This window comes from Myxococcus guangdongensis (genome assembly GCF_024198255.1).
Lineage (GTDB): Bacteria > Myxococcota > Myxococcia > Myxococcales > Myxococcaceae > Myxococcus > Myxococcus guangdongensis.
Genome location: NZ_JAJVKW010000011.1, coordinates 159,812 through 177,137, shown reverse-complemented (window position 1 = coordinate 177,137; position 17,326 = coordinate 159,812). Strand labels below are relative to the sequence as shown.

Sequence of the window (17,326 nt, the reverse complement as noted above, 5' to 3'; positions counted from 1 at the left end):
TTCGAGGCGTCGTGTCGACGGGCTGCATCCGCGATGAGCAGGAGCTGATGCTGCTCGTCAGCCATCCCCATCCGGACAATGACCACGGGGGTGGGCCGGGGCCGGTCGAGGACTGGAACCTGCCCATCGATTCGGAGGCGTACTCCACCCTGGTCGACTCCGGCTCCGAGGACGACGAGGACGGTGGGGAGGACGCCAGGTTCGAGGTGGACGCGTACCAGTCGGTGGCGGTCCGCACGGCGGGTGGGTGGACGCTGGAGCGGGTGACGCAGACGGGGACGGTCGACGCGCTGCGCCTGTTGGGGTCGGGGCGCCACGGCGCGCTGGTTTCGTATGGGGGCTCAGCCTGGTTCATGGCCGTGCGGGCGGGCGAGGGTGGGGTGTGGGAGGCGTTGCAGTACGAGGGGGCGCCCGCGGGGCTCGTGGGGACGCAGGCGTGCTTCAGCGGCGAGGAGGTCGTGTTGGCGGGGAGCCGGGGGTTCGGGCTCGACTCGCCAGCGGAGGTGGGGGTGCTCGTGCGCGAGGGCGGGGTGATGCGCTGGGCGCAGTCCCTGGGCGCGCTGCCGGGGCGGGTGCTCGCGCTGGACAGCTGCCTGGGCGCGGACGGGCGGCGGGTGCTCTACGCGGGGGGCCAGGGCCTCTGGATGCACGGGGAGGGGGGGTGGCGCGAGGTCCACTCCTTCGTGAGTGGCGAGGTGTCGTTCGTGCGGTGTTTCCCCTCGGGAGCGGTGGTCGCGGGGACGACGCGGGGGGATGTCATCCTGGGCACGGCAGAGGGGTGCCGCGTGGTCGCGCGCGTGGGTCGCATCCACTCGGCGGAGCGGTGGGGCGGCGAGTTCTATGTCGCGGACGCGGAGGGGGTGTACCGCGTGGATGCCTCGGGGTTCGAGCGGCGCGCCGTTCCCAAGGAGTCCTCGGTGGCGAGGAACGTGCCGGACGTGGGGCGGTTGATCGCTGGCGCGGACCGGCTGTGGTTGGCCGGGAGCCACGTGCTGGCCTCGAGCGCGGATGGGATGCGCTGGACGACGCATCCGGTGCGGTGAGCTTGGGCCCGCGCGGGTCTGGATGTCAGGTGCCGTTCAGACCCCGCCGTGCCGAGTGAATGCCTGAGCGTGCTTCTGGTATTGAGTTCGGCACGGTGCGCGATTGACCCGCGCACGCTTCGCGGACGAAGCGCCTGAACGTGGGGGGTACATGCCTGACGCCGTGAATGCCTTGGACTTCGCGCGGTCTCTGACGAACGCGTTGCCGGTGGACTGGAACGTCGAGGAGCCCGTCGAGGGGTCGAAGAACTGGACCCAGTTCATGGCGAGAAGGCTTCAGGCCGCTGCTCGCGAACTCAATCTGGCGGCCTGCTCGACCAGCATCGAAGCCCCCCGCGATTGGGCGCCGAGCATGATGAAGACGGGGTGGGCGCGTGAGTTCCTCTTCGACTACACCCTCTTTTCTGATTGGGGCACGTTCACCCAGCCGGTCGTGATTCTCGAGCATGAAAACAACTGGAACGTCCACTCCTTCATGGAGGACTTCTGGAAGCTCATGGTCGGCTATGCGCCGCTTCGGGTGATGATTGGCTACGGGCGCGACGCGAACCATGTGGAGGAGTACGTCACCGCGATTCGTGAGTCAGCCATCAAGGGGAAATGGAGATATCCCCCCGCCGTCGAGGACCTGGTGCTCATCGGACATGGCGAGATGACCCCTCGGGGTTTCAAGGTCGTGAATCGGCGGGCCGAGAGCCAGGAGTGGGTGGAGTGGCCCGACCTCGCGTCGTACTTGCGGCAGGGAACTGGGACCTGACCGCTGGGCCAGTCAGGGCAGTCGTGCGAGCAGTGCGCTCAGTGCCTCGGCGAGCTTCGGGGACTTGAGGGCTGATTTCAGGACCCGTGTCAGCGACTCGCGGTCCGTGGGCGCGGCGGTGGTGAGCCGTGGGCCCCAGCTCGTGGCCAGGTCATCGGCGAGGGCTCGCTGTGGACCTGGATGGGTTTGCACATAGGCCCGCAGCTCGTGGACGAGCGCTGATTCGGGTGGCGGCGCTGCTCGCTCGATGCCCGGCTGGGTGCGTCCGGCCAGGACTTCTTCGAGGTGGTCCCAGGCGTCGAGCAGGTTCCATGCGCCGGGGGCCCCTCCGCCCACGTTCGCGCAGAGCGTCAGCACTCGCTCCATGTTGCTCTCGGACAGGTCCGATGACAGCGCGAGCGCCGACGCACGTGCGAGGACACGTCCTCGACCCGCTGGCGTCGACAGGTCGATGGCTCGCTCGACCCAGCCGGCCGCCGAGACTTGTCGCTGCAGCTCACGTGAGCCCGGTTGCCCCGAGCGCAGCGTTTCGATGGCGGCGGAGAGCGCCGTACCTCCCGCCCGTTCGAGCGCCCAGGCCATCACCTTGCGTCTCGAAGGCTCATCGAGCCGCGCCGCCAACTGGGCAGGACCTGGATAGTCCCAGGGCCAGCTTCCCCCTCGTGCAATCGCGTCGAAGGGCACGCCCGGGCGGCCTTGCTGTCGGTCTCGACGGACTCCCTCGAGGATTTGACGGAGCACGGCTTCGTCTCGTGTCCCGCTCGCGAGGTACCGCCAGTCACGGTCGAGGGTCTTCCAGTTCAAGGCCTCTCGCTGATGCCTCGCCTCCACCCTCGCGAGCACCGCCGCTTGCTGCTGCGTGAAGCTCTCGACGGGGTGTTGCTCCTGGGGGAGGGACTCGAGGCTCAGTCCTCGTCGTCGTGTCTCGATGTCGTCGAGCTTCGCGGCGAGCCACGCCTCCAGATTGGGAGACGCCAGGGGCAACGGCTCGTCCTCTCCCACCGGGTCGGTGCAGACGAGGTCCTGGTGATAACTGCCCACGCCCTGCGCGCCGAAGCGGTGGTCGAACGCCCACGCGGGCTCCAGGTCTCCTCGCTCCGTGGTGAACAACAACCAGTGCCGCGCGGCCGCCACGCCATTCAGCTCGGCCAGCTCCAGGTGGCGGTCGTCGTCATCGAGCCGCCACAGGTCGTTCAGGAGGCGCAGCCCAGGAATCGTCTCTCCTTCGTCCGATTCGATGGGCGTCACCCAGACGATGCCGCGTGCCTCGAGCAGCGCCCTCAAGTCTCCAGGCAGCTCGAAGCCTCGTCGCCAGAACGCGGCCTCGTAGCGCTCGAGTTCTTCGCGGGTGAGTGGCTCGACTCCCTGGCGCCCCTCGAAGCCCGCGCGACGCTGACGCGCACACCATGCATCCCACAGCGCGACGATTCCCGACATCGACCCTGCCCCTTTCAGACACAGAGTCTTATCAGTCGACGCGGGTCAGGTGCCGCTGGCCTGCTTCAAGGGCCAGGGCTTGAGGCCGCAGATCTGCTCGGCCTCCTCCACCGCCATGTTCAACCTCGCCCGCTCACGCCGCACGTAGTCGCGCACCGCGCCGTCCAACCTGCGGTCGAAGATGACGTGCGCGCTGTGCACCGCGGTGGGCTCGAAGCCTCGTGACACCTTGTGCTCGCCGCCCGCGCCCGGCTCGAACACCTTGCGCCCCGCGCGGATGCAGTCGTCCACCGAGTGGTACAGGCACACGTGGAAGTGCAGGAACGGGTGCTCTTCCGTGCTGCCCCAATAGCGGCCATACAGCCGCTCCTTCGTCGCCAGGTTGAAGGCCCCCGCGATGACCCGTCCCTCGCGCACCGCCTCCACCATCTCCACCTGGTCCGGCATCGCCTTGAACACCCGCGAGAAGAACCCCGGCGTGAGCTGTATCTGCCCCCACGCGTGCCGCTCGCACGTGGCCGTGTAGAACTCGTACGCGCGCTTCGCGTGCGCCGGGGTCAGCTCCGTGGTCCGCACCGTGCGCAGGAGGATTCCCTGCGTGGCTGCCGCCGCCCGCTCGCGCTTGAGCTGGTTGCGCCGCTTGGAGTCGAACCGCGAGAGGTAGTCGTCGTACCCGCCGTACCCCGGGTTCTTCCAATGGAACTGGAGCGTCACCCGCCGCGCCAGCCCCTGCTCCTCCAGGAAGTCAGCCTCGTCGTCCGTCGGGTAGAGGAAGTGCACCGACGAGCAACCCGCCTCCTGCGCGCTCTCCACCGCCGCGGCCAACAGCGCCTTGCGCATCGCGGGCACGTCCTCACCCTGGGCCACGAGCAGGCGCGGCACCGTGGCCGGGGACAACGGCCCACCGACGATGAGCTTCGGGTAGTACTCCACGCCGAGCCGGGCCGCCGCGTCCGCCCACCCGAAGTCGTAGATGTACTCGCCCATGCTGTGGAACTTGCGATACGCGGGCGCCGACGCCACCAGCCTCTCGCCCCGCCACAGCGTCAGGTGATGTGGCGCCCAGCCGGTCTCCTCGGTGGCGCTGCCGCTCTCCTCCATCGCCGCCAGCCACGCGTGCCGGATGAAGGGCGGTGCGTCCAGGCCGGCCAGCGCGTCCCAGTCAGCGGCCGGGACGTCTGTGACTGCGTCGAGGATACGGAGGCGGAGCGGGGTCTCTGTAGGCACGGGGAGCAGTTCTAACGCGGGCCCCGCGTTCGCGCCGCCCACCCGCCCGCTCGCCCGGCCTCCGGTGGAGGTAACGGCCGGAAACGACTCGCGCCGGGGGGACGGTCATCCCCTCGGCGCGACGTGTCCTTCAAGGTCTTGCGAGGAGCCTGGCGGGCCCCCGGAGGCTTCAGGCCGCCCGGGCGACCCCTGCCTCACGCGCCGCCTCGCGGGGCTCCGGCCACACCGCGCGCTGGGGAGTGGCGATGCGGATGACGCCCAGCTTCGCCAGCACGCGCATCACCTGCCACGTGGGGTCCACCTCGAACTTGCGCGCCGCGAAGTTCGGGCTGCTGCCGTACTTGTGGTGGTTGTTCTGGAACAGCTCGCCCATGCACAGCACCTCCACGGGCAGCGTGTTGCGCGACTTGTCGCTGCTGTCGAAGTTCCGGTAGCCGTACTTGTGGCCGCACCAGTTCACGATGGCCCCGTGCACCGGCCCCATCAGGAAGTGCACCGGCAGCAGCAGGAACTGCCAGGGCGACGTGGCGAACAGCACGTAGAACGAGGCGTAGAATGCCACCCAGCCCAGCGTCGCCACCCACGAGGTGCGCAGCGTGTCGTCCACCAGCGGCCACTCGGGATAGCCCCCGAGGAAGCGCTTCTCCGTCTCACCCTTGCCCGCCGCGAAGTCGTCGTAGCGCTTCTTCGTGTGCAGCATCATCCGGAACACGTCCGTGAAGAAGTGCGGCGAGTGCGGGTCCTTCTCCGTGTCCGAGAAGGCGTGGTGCTCGCGGTGAAGAATCGCGTAGGCCTTGGGCGACAGGTACGACGAGCCCTGCACCAGGTAGGTGAGCAGGTGCATCACCCGCTCCGTGCGCGGACCCATGGTGTACATGCGGTGCGCGGCGTACCGGTGCTGGAAGAAGCTCTGGAAGAACACACAGAGCAGCCAGTGCGAGACGAAGAAGATGAGGACGGCCATGGCGCTTTTCCCGGTTCGGTGTCCAGGAGAGCCAACACCGCCCATGTCATGGCCACGTCATCCCGGGACGGAAGATGCCTCCCCGGGGGCTCCGAAGGGGCCCGGGCTTCAGGGCGCCATCAGTCCAACGTGTGGCCCGCCGCGTTGACGCGGGGCGCAAGGGGGCCGGTTTCCGGTACGGAGCGCTCCGCCTACACGTCACACGCAGGGGAAGGGGAACACCCATGGAGCGGGCCGACATCGTCAAGCTGGACAAGCAGCACGTCTGGCACCCGTACACCGCCATGGAGGCGTACATCGCGGGGACGAACCCGCTGGTCATCGCGCGCTCGGAGGGGCCCTACCTCTTCGACGTGGACGGGCGGCGCTACCTGGACGCGAACGGCTCCTGGTGGGTGTCCACCCTGGGCCACCGTCACCCGCGCCTGGTGCGGACCCTCGTCGAGCAGGCGGGCCGGCTGCCCCATGTCTCGCTCGCTGGAATCACGCACGAACCCGCCGCCGCGCTCGCCGCCGAGCTGGTCGCCATCGCCCCGGGCTCGGAGCGCGCGGACCTGCCCTCGGGGGAGCGCCTGTCGCGCGTCTTCTACTCGGACAACGGGAGCACCGCGGTGGAGGTGGCCATCAAGATGGCCGCGCAGTACTGGGCGCAGAACGGGCAGCCGGAGCGCACGCGCTTCATCACGCTGACGGGCGCGTTCCACGGCGAGACGCTGGGCTCCACGAGCGTGGGCGGCGTGCGCGAGTTCCGCGACATCTTCGGCCCGCTGCTGTTCGACGTGGTGCACGTGCCCTCGCCAGCGGAGGAGGGCGGCTGGGAGCGCGCCTTCGCCCAGGTCCAGGCCGCGCTGCGCGAGCACCCGGAGGACATCGCGGGGGTCATCGTGGAGCCCGTCATCCAGGGCGCCTCCGGCATGCAGATGTACTCGCCGGACTTCCTGCGCGCGGTGCGCGAGGCCACGCGCGCGGTGGACACGTTCCTCATCGCCGACGAGGTCTTCACCGGCATGGGGCGCACGGGCGCGCGCTTCGCGGTGGACCTGGCGGGCGTGGTGCCGGACCTGCTCTGCCTCGCGAAGGCGCTGTCGGGCGGGCTGATGCCCTTCGCGGTGACGCTCGCGTCGGAGCGCATCTTCTCGGGCTTCCTCGGCGCGTCGTCCCGGGCGCTGTATTACGGGCACTCGTACTGCGGCAACCCGCTGGGCGCGGCCATCGCTCGCGAGGTGCTCGCGGTGTATCGGGACGAGGACGTGCTGGGGCAGGTGGCGCGCAAGGCGCCGAAGGTGAAGGCCGCGTTCGAGCGGATGGCCGCGACGATTCCGGGCCTGGTGCGCCCGCGCGCGGTGGGCATGGTGGGCGCGGTGGACCTGGGCGGCGGGGGCTATCTCGCGAGCGGTGGATGGCGTGTGTACGAGGCCGCGCGCAAGCGGGGGCTGTACCTGCGCCCGCTCGGGGACACCGTGTACATCGCCCCCGCGCTGAACATCCCGGACGCCGCGCTCGATGAGCTGCTGGGCGGCATGGAGGAGTCGCTGCGCGAGGTCGCTGGGGGCTGAGGCGCTCGCCGCTTCGGGGCCCACCGTCTCGCGAGGCGCGTCGCTCGCGGCCGTGCGTGCGGAGGTCCGCCGCGTGGAGCGGCCACCTGCCTCGCGTCAGTCCGGGTGACTCACGTCAGCACGGAGGGCGGTGGTGGCGCTTCGGGTCTCGCGATGCGGCGCTCCTGCCGGAAGAGGAGAATCTCCCGGATGATGATCTGCACCGTGGCCGCGACGGGCACCGCCACCACCGCGCCGACGATGCCTCCCAGCTCCGCGCAGAAGAGCACCGCGAGCAGGATGAGCAGCGGGTTGACGTGCACGGTGCGCCGGAAGACGAGCGGCGCCAGCACGTTGCCCTCGAGCTGTCCGTACAGCACGAAGTACGTCATCACGCCGAGCGCCATCCACATGTCACCCGTGGCCCAGGTCAGCAGGGTGATGAAGCCACCGGCCACCACAGGCCCCGCGTAGGGGACCATGCTGGAGAAGCCGCTCATGATGCCCAGCGGGAGGAAGTACGGCACGCCCAGGGCCGCGAGCACCGCGGAGGTGAGCAGCGCGTTGAACGTGCAGATGAGCGTGAGCCCCGTCAGGTAGCCGCCCGTGGCCCGGTATACGTTGCGCATCACGCGCACGTAGCGGAGCCGATGCTCGGGCTTCGGCAGGTCGAGCATCCGCTTGAGCAGGCCGCCGCCGAACACGAGCATGAACACGACCAGGAAGAAGACGCTGAGCGCGCCGCCGACGAGCCCCACCATGCTGCCCAGGGCGTACATGAGCAGCGAGGGCAAGGTCCCCGTCGCCAGCTGGGGCGTCGCGTCCTCGAGCGGACGAATCCAGCCCAGGTTGTGCAGTCGCGAGTTCAGCCCGCGGAACGGGCGGGACTCGCGCACCTCCTGCCAGAGCTGGGGCCACTGCACCACGAGCGCGTCCACCTGCGCCGCCGTCGCCGGAATCACCAGCAGCGCCAGCGTCGCCAGGACCGTCAGGGCGCCGGTCAGCATCAGCGCGATGGCCAGGGCGCGCGGCACCTTCCAGCGCTGCAGCCGCGAGACGCCATGCTCCAGCGCGAGCGCGATCAGCGCCGCGATGCCCGTCAGCGTGAGCGCCACGCGGGTGCGCACCACGAGCACCACGAGCGCCAGCACCGCCAGCACCGCGAAACACACGGTGAACACCGTCTTCGGTGTCACCTGAGAGCGCTGCTTCGCTCCTTCCTGCTCCGCCACCGTACCCCCGGGCCCCGGCTCGCCGTTCACCGTGTCGCGGTAAGCACGCCCGGGCCGGAGCGCCAGTGCCCGCATGCTCGAAGCGGCCCGGCTGTGGAGTGGGCTCCAGCCCGATGTCCCGCCATCGAGAAGGCTGTCCACGGGTCGACAGGTCGGGTTGCTCGTCAGGGGCGCCGCTGGCTCCCGCCGCGGCAGGCAAGGGGCCACGCCAGGGCGAGCCTCCCGGTCACGACGCACCGTCGATGCCGCGTGCAGCGGGCGCGTGTCAGCGGCGAGTGAGGGCGGTGGGCCATCACACGTTCAAGGGACATCGTTGTGTGCGCGTGGGGTGCCTCCTCCTCGACGAGTGAGCGGCATGCGCCGTGGCCACGTCCACGGGACGTCGCCGCGTTGGCTGGGAGCGCCTGTCAGCAGTGCGTGCCCGTGACGCGCCATGACCACGTCCACGGGACGTCGTCGCGTGCGCCCGAGGGCGCCCGTCAGCCATGCAGGAGGGGACGATACGCCGTGTGAGCCGAAGGGCCTGTCAGCGGCGCGTGAGGGGGAACGCGCCTGTCCGTGACGTGAGGCCCGTCAGTTGCGCGAGGGGAAGATGCCTTCCAGCGCGATGATGAAGTTGATGCAGAGGAACGGCGACATGTTGTTGTGGGGCTGGCCGCCGCCCGCGATGCCGATGGCCGCCGGGTTCATGGTCCCGTCGATGGGCGCCGCGCGGTAGTTGAAGATGGTGCCGTTGTTGTCCGCCGCGAGCACCGTGCCCACCGGCGTCTCCGTGTCACCCTGCTGTGAGCTGACGTTGAGGCTGTGGGTGTGCTGCGGCATCTGGTTCGCAATCAGCGTCACCGTCTCGGTGCCGCCCTGCTCGCCGAGCGTCCGCGGCGACAGCCCCGGCCCCTGGCCCGGCTGCATCGGATAGCGGCCGCGCAGGTCCGGCAGCGCGAACGTCGTCTGCCCGTTGCCTCCATACGTCGTGCCCAGAATCGCGAACAACGCCGTGTTCTGCGCGATGGACAGAATCTGCCCCTGGCAGAAGGCCCAACCGCGCGGTGCGAAGTTGCCCGCGAACATGCGGATTTCACCAATGTATGGCTCGGACATGGGTACGCCTTTCGTGTGTGTGTTTCACGTGCAGATGAGTACGCGTCACACACCAGAGCAAAGCATCGGCCAGTCCTTGCTCCTGGGTCTGAAGCGAATCAGGGCCTCGTGTCCCGCCCCGCTCCAAGAGGAGTGACACCCCCGGGTGGCTTTCCCGTCCACGTGCGTCATGCGTTCCGGTGTGACGGCTCCGCGTCCCACGGGGACGCGAACAGTCGTTCTTGGGGCGACTGGATTCGAATCACAACCACGCCTGCCCTGGTGGGTTGGTGGCGCGCGGCTCGATAATCCATCCTGGCTCGTGACTTGCTGTGGGTCGCGCGCCGAGGCTCGACAAGAGGGGAGAAGCATCAATGGCTCAGATGAAATGGCAAGGCGCCGCGACCTGGTCGCGGTGGCTGACGGCTCTACCTGTGGTGGCGATGTTGTCGTTGACCGGATGTGACGAAGGTCAGCAGGGGCCACAGGGGCCGCAGGGGCCGCAAGGTCCCGCGGGGCCAGCCGGTGAGCAGGGACCCGCGGGGGGGCAGGGGCCCGCGGGCGCGCAGGGTGAGGTGGGTCCGAAGGGCGACACGGGCAACGTCGGCCCGGTGGGTCCGCAAGGTCCAGAGGGTCCCCAGGGCCCCGCCGGTGGTCCCGTGGGTCCCCAAGGTCCCGAGGGCAAGCGCTCGTTGGCCCGCACGTCCGTGGAGGCCGCGGGAGCCAACTGTGCGACGAGCGGCGTGAAAATCGAGACCGGCGTCGACGACGACAGCGATGGGACGCTGGACGAAGACGAGGTGGATGCCACCCGCTACGTGTGCAACGGCCCCCAGGGTCCGCAGGGCGCGCGCGGTGAGACGGGCCCGCAGGGCCCCGTGGGACCTCAAGGTGAGACGGGTCCTCGCGGTGAGCAGGGCGTACGGGGTGAGACCGGCGCCGTGGGCCCCATCGGCCCGCAGGGCGAGACGGGTCCGCGCGGCGAGCAGGGCGTGCGCGGTGAGACGGGGGTGCAGGGTCCCCAGGGGCCGCAGGGCCTGCGCGGCGAGACGGGTCCGCAGGGCGCCGCGGGCATCCACTCGGTCGCGGCCACGGCCGCCGAGCCCACGGGCGCCAACTGCGCGACGGGCGGCGTGCGGCTGCAGTTCGGCCAGGACGGCAATGGCAACGGCGTGCTGGACGCGGGCGAGGTCAACGCGGCGCTGACGCGCTACGTGTGCAACGGGCCCCAGGGTCCGCAGGGCCAGCCCGGCGCCACGGGCGCCACGGGTGCCACGGGCGCGCAGGGGCCGGTGGGCGCCACCGGAGCGACGGGGGCCACGGGCGCGACGGGCGCCACGGGGCCTCAGGGCCCGGCGGGCTCGACGGGCGTGTTCGGTGATGGCTCGGCGGGCGCGTTCTCCGTCTCGAGCACGGTCGACCTGACCACGGCGAGTGGCTTCTCCTCCCTCACGGGGCGGCACCACATGCAGTTCACCACCGTCAACATCACCGGCACGCTCATCGTCCCGAGCGGCACCGTCGTCCGGGCCACGGGGGACGTCACCATCAGCGGCACCGTCATCGTCGACCCGGGCTCGTTGGACACGGGCCCGGGTGGGGCGGATTCGGGCCTGTCCCGCGCTCCGGCGGGTGAGCCCGCGGGTGGGCTCGGCGTCTCGCCCGTCCACGCGGCGCAGCTCTTGCGGCCCGGCAACAAGGGCGGCGGTTCGGGCGCGCGCAGCGCGGCGGGGCCCTTCAGCGGCGGCGGTGGCTCGCTGGTCATCCTGTCCCAGGGGACCGTGCGCATCCAGGCCACGGGCGCCATCAACGCCTCGGGCGCGTCGGGCGGGAATGTCATCGACAACACCCCCGGCGCTGGCGGTGGCGCGGGTGGCGTGGTGGTCATCCTCGGCAAGGCCGGCGTGACGGTGCAGGGCTTCGTCCGCGCGCAGGGCGGCAACGGCGTGAACGGCAACAACCTGGGCGGCGCGGGCAAGGGCGGCGGTGGCGGTGGCGGCGGCGGCATCATCCAGGTCGTCTCCTCGGTGTCGCCCACCGTCAGCGGTGGCCTCGTGGTGACGGGCGGTGCGCCTGGGACGACGGCTGCTCCCACTGGCGCCAGCGCCGCCATCCAGGCGGGTGGTGGTGGTGGTGCGATGGGCGGCGCGGGTGGCTCGGGAGGTGGCGGAAACACCACGACCCCCATCAACCCCGGCAATGGTTCGGATGGCTACGTCATCCAGACCGTGGTGCCGAACCCGGAGAACCTCTTCCTCTGATTCGAGGGGAGTCGACCGCGCCCATCGTCGGCCCCTCTGGACCGGCGATGGGACGCGGCCCCCAGGTCGCGTCGGGGGATTGAGGAACTCGCGGCGGCGCGTGGCGCCATGCTGTTCATGCTGACGGTGAGGCGGCCCGAGCGGGCTTTGCCTCGGCAGGACTTCGCGGAAGCGACAGGACGCCCGGCCCTCGCGCGCCGGTGCCGCGTGTCTCCCGCGGAGGTTGCGCCCCGGAAGGTCGGCCCACCTCCGGGCGGCGGCGCATCCCGGCGCGCGTCGCGCGGCTCCTCACGGGGCCCATGACGCGTCGTCGCGGCGGATGCGGTCTGAAGCCGGGCGGAACGACTCGCCTTCGTGTCGGAGGGGGCCGCGCAATCACGCGGGCCACGAAGGCGAGGCGCTTCGTTGCCTCACGGACAGGGAACCCTCGCGCGCAATCGGCGCGAGGCCCGTTCGTCCTTCGAGGCATGGCGCGTTTCCCCCGAGACGGCCCTCCTGGCCCTCACCCCGCGCGCGACGCGGGACTCCACTGCATGGCGACATACGGAAGCCCCGGGCTCGGAGACTCCGCGGCCTGCTCCTCCTGGAAGCCCAGCCGGGCGTACAGCCCGCGCGCGGGGCTGTCGTGCAGCACGTGCAGCCGCACGGGCACCCGGGCCGTCGCGGCCGCGTCCAGCAGCTCCCGCAGGAGCCGCGTCCCCAAGCCGCCGCCCTGGTGGGAGGGCAGCAGGGCAATCTCCACCAATCGCCACTCCTGCGCACCCTTCGCCACCAACAGCCTGCCGGCGGGCTGACCCGCCACCAGCACCACCTGGTCCTCCGCCGTCGGATAGCGCACGGACCAGTCCCGCCCGCGAGCCAACCACTGCATGCGCAGGAACGCCTCGCGCTGCGCGGGTGTCCAACCCCACGTCGCCAGCTCACCCGCGCGCGTGCTGGCGTACAGGTCGAAGAGGAAGACGTCGTCGGAAGGGGCGCGGGGACGCGAGGCGAGCGGCACGGTGCCGGGCAGCATGGACGCGCGGACACCCGGGCGTCCACCACACGACAGGACCCGCCTGTGCCCGCGTGCAACCCCGCGCCCCCACGTCCGCCAGACGCGGGCCGGACGTCAGACCTGGATGAGAGCTTCGGTGCATTCCCGATAGGAGTACGCGATGAAGAAGACCCGAGACCCCGAGCTGAGCCTGGCCCTCCAGGAGGCCCGTGAGACCGAGGAGAAGTGGCGTGGACTCGCCGCCCGGCTCCTGGAGCTCGGTGACGACGCCATGGACGCGCAGCTGCTGGTGGCATTTCGCGCCGCGCGCGAGGAGGGCGTCGTACCGCCGGACGCCGGCTTCTTCCTGGTGGCCCACATCCTCACCGCCATGGCGGACGAGGCGCTGACGGAGGTGCCGCGCGTCCAGCGGCTCGCGCTGGAGCTGGACCTGATGGAGCGCGAGTACGGCATGGAGGACGGCGTGTGGCACGACGCCGACGAGCCGCCCCCCGAGGACTGGGAGGCCCTGCTCGCCGAATACGAGGCCGCCTGCGACGAGGCTCGCGCCGCCTTCTTCCGCGCCTACGGCGAGGAGGACATGGCCCGCCTCTACGTGGAGGACCGCGTCTGTTTCCACCGCCGCTTCGAGTCTGGCCGCCGCTTCTTCCACGGCCTGCCCATGTACCCCGAGCACCTCCACTGACCGCTTTCATGACGCATGGAGCGGTGCGTCATCCTCGAGCGCCCTCCGTCAGGGGCCTTCCGCGCGGCGAGAAATCGAGAGGGGACGAGGTCATCCGAACCGCTCTCATTCTCGGAAGGTGTTGCGCACGCCGGCTCGCTCGGGGGTTTTCGTTTCAATCCGACGGTGACGGCACAGCGGGGGCGAAACTTTACGATCACAATTGTGTCAATTAGTGGGGCTTCAGGCTGGCGCAATGGGACTTTGATGCTCACTCTTGCGTAGCGCTGGCGTTTTCCAACGCCACACCCTATTTGCCGGCACGACTTCGAGTGGTGCGGAGCGGGCCGGAACGGAAGTCAATGCATACCAAGGACAAGGACACAGAGACTCGAAACTCCAAGGCGAGTCTCTAGCGCGCGGCGCGCGTCTCCGAACGAAGTCCCCTCCAAGGGCTCGGGGCCGCGCGCCGCCGCACTTTTCCTGGCGGATTAGACTGTTCCGTCATGTCGACCTCACAGGCCACCCGACTGTTGGACCTCCTCTGGGAGCGTTATGCCTCGGAGGTGCCGTACGCGCGCACCTTCGTGCAGCTCTCCGGGGGCAGCTTCCGCAATGACCACGTCGCGCTGCGCTCGCTGGCCCGGCCCGGCGGAGGCATCGCGCTGTTCTCGCGTCCCTTCGAGCGGCTGGGCTGGAAGCCGGCGGGGGCGTACACCTTCCCCGACGCGCACCTGTCCGCCATCTACCTGTCGCACCCGGAGGGGCTGCCGCGCGTCTTCATCTCCGAGCTGAAGTCGGAGGAGCTGTCGCCGCGCGCCCGGGAGCTGCTCGCCACGCTGCCGGATGACCCGCCTCCGCCCGAGGACGTGGACGCGCTGGCGTCGTGGTTCTGCTCGCCGCCGCCGCCGTCGGAGGCCGCGCTGCTGGAGCTGGAGAAGGAGTCGCAGTACGGCGCCTGGCTGCTCGCCTTCGGCCGCAAGGTGAACCACTTCACCGGCTCCGTGGATGACGTGGAGGCGTGGCAGCACCGCATGCGGGAGGCGGGCGTGCCCATGAAGTCGGACATCGAGGGCGCGCCGGGCACGTCGCTGAGGCAGACGGCCACCCAGGCGGCCCCGCTGTCGGTGGCCCTGCGCGAGGGAGGCCGTCGCCCGTGGCCCTACGCGTACTTCGAGATTGCCCAGCGCGCGCCGGACTTCGACGGCTTTCTGGGCCCGCAGGCGCGCGCGCTGTTCGACATGACCAAGCGCTGAAGCCTCAGCGCAGCGCGCGGATGACGCGGGCGGGGTTGCCCGCGGCCAGGACGTAGGGCGGCACGTCCTTGGTCACCACGCTGCCGGCGCCCAGCGTGACGCCCTCCCCGACGGTGACGCCGGGGAGGATGATGGTGCCGCCGCCCACCCACGTCTTCGCGCCGATGGTGACGGGCTTGGACAGCTCCGGGCCCTTGATGCGCTCGTCCGCGTCGAGCGGGTGCGTGGCCGCGTAGATGTGCACGTTGGGGCCGAAGGACACGTCGTCCCCAATCGTCACCCGGTTGCAGTCCAGGATGACGCACTGGAAGTTCATGTACACGCGCTTGCCCAGCTGGATGAAGCTGCCGTAGTCGCAGTGGAACGGCGGCTCGATGTAGACGCCCTCGCCCATGGCTCCGAGGAGCTGTCCGAGCAGCTGCTTGCGCAGGTCCTCGTCCTCCATGAGCGTGTCGTTGTAGGGGCGCAAGAGCCGCCGCGCCCGCGAGCGCGCCGCCGTGAGCTGTGCGTCCCAGCCGTTGTACAGCTCGCCGGCCAGCATCTTCTCCATCTCGGTCCGTGCCATGGCCGGCAGTGTCCACGCCCGCGTGGGCACGAGGCGTGAGATGTCGGGGTCTTCGTTGGGGGATGGACGAGAGGGATTGTGCTCGCACGCCCAAACTTCCGAGGTCCAACGAATGCGGTGTGGGGTGGGAATGGCCGCGAAGCGCCGTCCCACTCATGTAGTCTGGTGCCCTCTTCCTGACCCGTGGGGGGACGTGTTGATTCGGATGGTGGAGAGAATGCTGGCCGTGGTCGCCGTGCTGGGTTTCGCGGCGCCCGTCGTCGCGCAGGAGTCGGCGCCCGCGCCGTCCGCGTTCGACCCGGCGGTGAGCGTCACCCGGGGGAGCGCGGCGAAGTCGAGCAAGCCCTCGGTGGAGAGCCTGTTGGGCGTGATTGGACGCACCACGCGCTTCAAACAGGTGGCGGTGTCGCCGGACGGCACGTGGCTGGCGTGGGTGGAGGTGGCGGCGACGGGCGGCACGCTCATCCAGGCGATGGAGCTGGGCGCGCGCGAGCCGAAGGCGCTGCTCGTGAGCGCCTGTCCCGAAGGCAAGACGTGTGACGAGTCCTCCATCGAGTGGAGCCCGGAGGGGACGCGACTGTTGTTCCTGTCGGACGGGCACCAGCGTGGCAGGAAGCAGGTGTACGTGGCGGACCTGAAGGAGGGCGTCGCGACGAAGCGGACGTCCTTCGAGAGCCCCATCGCCTCGCCCCGCTGGTCGCCGGACGGCGCGTCGGTGGCGGTGCTGGTGATGCAGGGGGAAGGGGCCGCGCAGGCCCTGGGGCCCCGGGAGCCTGGCGCTCGCGAGACGGGCGTGGTGCGCGAGTCACATCCAGTGCAGCGCGTGGCGGTGGTGTCGGTGGCGGAGGGCTCGCACCGCTTCGTCACGCCGGAGCAGACCTTCGTCTACGAGTTCGCGTGGAGCCCGGATGCGGCCCGGCTCGCGTACATCGGCGCGCCGCCGCCGGGGGACGCGAGCTGGTGGTTGGCGAAGCTGCACGTGGTGGAGACGGCGAACGCGCGCTCGCGCGTGCTGTACGCGCCGAAGTGGCAGCTCACCGAGCCCACGTGGAGCCCGGACGGCAAGCAGGTGGCCGTCATCGAGGGGCTGATGAGCGACCACGGCTCCAACGGCGGAGACGTGATGTGCGTACCGCTGGACGGCGGCAAGCCGCGCAACCTCACGCCGGGGATGAAGGCGACGGCGATGTCGCTCGAGTGGGTGTCGGCGCGCTCGCTGGTGTTCGGCGCGCAGGTGCGAGGCGAGTCGGCGGTGGCCACGGTGGACCCGACCGGGGGGGAGCCGCGCGTGTTGTGGAAGGGGGCCGAGCGCATCAGCGCGCGCGGCCAGCTGGGGCTGTCGCTGTCGCGCGACGGCAAGGTGAGCGCGGTGGTGCGCGAGTCGTTCTCCCAGGCGCAGAACCTCTGGGTGGGGCCGGTGGGGGCGTGGGAGCGCGTCACGCGGCGTGAGGAGGACCTGCGCGCGCTGGTGGGCGAGGCGAAGGACCTGACGTGGAAGAGCGACGGGGCGGAGGTGCAGGGCTGGCTGGTGGCGCCGCCTCCGTCGATGACGCCGCCCGCCGGGGTGCGGGCGCCCATGGTGACCATGGTGCATGGAGGCCCCGCGGCGGGCGTCGTCCCGGGCTTCCGTCCGGACGTGCTGATGTTCACCGCGCGCGGCTACTACGTGTTCCTGCCCAACTACCGGGGCAGCTTCGGCCAGGGGGCGCAGTTCGCGCAGGCCAACCGGCGCGACTTCGGCTTCGGGGACTTGCGCGACATCCTGTCCGGCGTGGACGCGGTGCTGGCGCGCGCGCCGGTGGACCCCGCGCGGCTGGGCGTGACGGGGTGGAGCTACGGCGGCTTCATGGCGATGTGGGCGGTGACGCAGACGCAGCGCTTCCGCGCGGCGGTGGCGGGTGCGGGCATCTCCAACTGGCAGAGCTACTACGGCACCAACCGCATCGACGCGTGGATGAAGCCGTACTTCGGCGTGTCCCTGTACGACGAGCCAGAAATCTATACGCGCAGCTCTCCCATCAACTCGATGAAGCTGGCGCGCACGCCCACGCTGGTGCTGCACGGCGAGCGGGACCTGGAAGTGCCCGTGACGCAAAGCCACGAGTTCCACCGCGCGCTGAAGGAGCTGGGCGTGAAGACGCAGCTCGTCGTCTACGCGGACGAGGGCCACACCCTGCGCAAGCCCGAGCACGTGGTGGACCGGATGCGGCGCACGGTGGAGTGGATGGACGCGAACCTGCCCTTGGGCTCGGCCGGTGGCGCGGCGCGGACCTCGCTGCTTCCCCGTTGAGGTGAGGGCGCGCGGGGCCTG

Annotated in this window: 14 protein-coding genes; 7 read left to right on the top strand and 7 right to left on the bottom strand. The window is 70.5% G+C overall.

The genetic code is table 11. The features are described from left to right. The first annotated feature begins 11 nt into the window (after positions 1-11). Entirely contained in the window at positions 12-1,043 is a 1,032-nt protein-coding gene (locus LXT21_RS30345; RefSeq protein WP_254041691.1) for a hypothetical protein, read from the top strand. A 151-nt stretch (positions 1,044-1,194) separates the two neighbouring features. Continuing rightward, positions 1,195-1,800 carry a hypothetical protein gene (locus LXT21_RS30340; RefSeq protein WP_254041690.1) on the top strand — a complete coding sequence of 202 codons (606 nt, stop codon included), beginning with the start codon at positions 1,195-1,197 and terminating at the stop codon, positions 1,798-1,800. Between the two features lie 12 nt (positions 1,801-1,812). Here LXT21_RS30340 and LXT21_RS30335 read toward each other — a convergent pair whose 3' ends face one another. The 3 genes from LXT21_RS30335 to LXT21_RS30325 all read right to left on the bottom strand — a co-directional run bounded on the left by LXT21_RS30335 (position 1,813) and on the right by LXT21_RS30325 (position 5,428). Next, on the bottom strand, positions 1,813-3,237 hold the full coding sequence (locus LXT21_RS30335) for a hypothetical protein (protein WP_254041689.1): 1,425 nt from the start codon (positions 3,235-3,237) through the stop codon (positions 1,813-1,815). A gap of 45 nt (positions 3,238-3,282) precedes the next feature. Further along, positions 3,283-4,464 carry a GNAT family N-acetyltransferase gene (locus LXT21_RS30330; protein ID WP_254041688.1) on the bottom strand — a complete coding sequence of 394 codons (1,182 nt, stop codon included), beginning with the start codon at positions 4,462-4,464 and terminating at the stop codon, positions 3,283-3,285. A gap of 169 nt (positions 4,465-4,633) precedes the next feature. Next, positions 4,634-5,428 (bottom strand): acyl-CoA desaturase, encoded by a 795-nt coding sequence (locus LXT21_RS30325; protein WP_254041687.1) that lies wholly within the window; start codon positions 5,426-5,428, stop codon positions 4,634-4,636. A gap of 224 nt (positions 5,429-5,652) precedes the next feature. On the opposite strand from LXT21_RS30325, the gene bioA reads away from it, so the two are divergent. Continuing rightward, a complete protein-coding gene (bioA, locus tag LXT21_RS30320) occupies positions 5,653-6,984 on the top strand; it encodes an adenosylmethionine--8-amino-7-oxononanoate transaminase (protein ID WP_254041686.1) in 1,332 nt (443 codons plus the stop codon). Positions 6,985-7,094: 110 nt separating this feature from the next. Here bioA and LXT21_RS30315 read toward each other — a convergent pair whose 3' ends face one another. Together LXT21_RS30315 and LXT21_RS30310 are read right to left on the bottom strand one after the other, a co-directional pair. Next, a complete protein-coding gene (locus tag LXT21_RS30315) occupies positions 7,095-8,270 on the bottom strand; it encodes an AI-2E family transporter (protein WP_254041685.1) in 1,176 nt (391 codons plus the stop codon). Between the two features lie 498 nt (positions 8,271-8,768). Then, a complete protein-coding gene (locus tag LXT21_RS30310) occupies positions 8,769-9,293 on the bottom strand; it encodes a phage tail protein (RefSeq protein WP_254041684.1) in 525 nt (174 codons plus the stop codon). A 638-nt stretch (positions 9,294-9,931) separates the two neighbouring features. Here LXT21_RS30310 and LXT21_RS44955 point away from each other — a divergent pair. Continuing rightward, entirely contained in the window at positions 9,932-11,533 is a 1,602-nt protein-coding gene (locus LXT21_RS44955) for a DUF7151 family protein (protein WP_323395151.1), read from the top strand. Positions 11,534-12,035: 502 nt separating this feature from the next. On the opposite strand, the gene LXT21_RS30300 is transcribed toward LXT21_RS44955, so the two are convergent. Further along, positions 12,036-12,548 (bottom strand): GNAT family N-acetyltransferase, encoded by a 513-nt coding sequence (locus tag LXT21_RS30300; RefSeq protein WP_254041683.1) that lies wholly within the window; start codon positions 12,546-12,548, stop codon positions 12,036-12,038. 142 nt (positions 12,549-12,690) lie between these two features. Here LXT21_RS30300 and LXT21_RS30295 point away from each other — a divergent pair, with 142 nt between their 5' ends. Next, the gene (locus tag LXT21_RS30295) at positions 12,691-13,215 is read left to right on the top strand and encodes a hypothetical protein (protein WP_254041682.1); all 525 of its coding nucleotides are present in this window, start codon (positions 12,691-12,693) and stop codon (positions 13,213-13,215) included. Positions 13,216-13,700: 485 nt separating this feature from the next. After that, entirely contained in the window at positions 13,701-14,450 is a 750-nt protein-coding gene (locus tag LXT21_RS30290; RefSeq protein ID WP_254041681.1) for a DUF1338 domain-containing protein, read from the top strand. A 4-nt stretch (positions 14,451-14,454) separates the two neighbouring features. Here the strand turns inward: LXT21_RS30290 and LXT21_RS30285 are convergent, their stop codons facing one another. Then, on the bottom strand, positions 14,455-15,015 hold the full coding sequence (locus LXT21_RS30285) for a maltose acetyltransferase domain-containing protein (protein WP_254041680.1): 561 nt from the start codon (positions 15,013-15,015) through the stop codon (positions 14,455-14,457). Positions 15,016-15,220: 205 nt separating this feature from the next. Between LXT21_RS30285 and LXT21_RS30280 the strand changes: the two genes are divergently transcribed. Next, positions 15,221-17,305: an alpha/beta hydrolase family protein gene (locus LXT21_RS30280; protein WP_254041679.1), complete on the top strand. Its 2,085-nt coding sequence runs from the start codon at positions 15,221-15,223 to the stop codon at positions 17,303-17,305. Positions 17,306-17,326 lie beyond the last annotated feature (21 nt).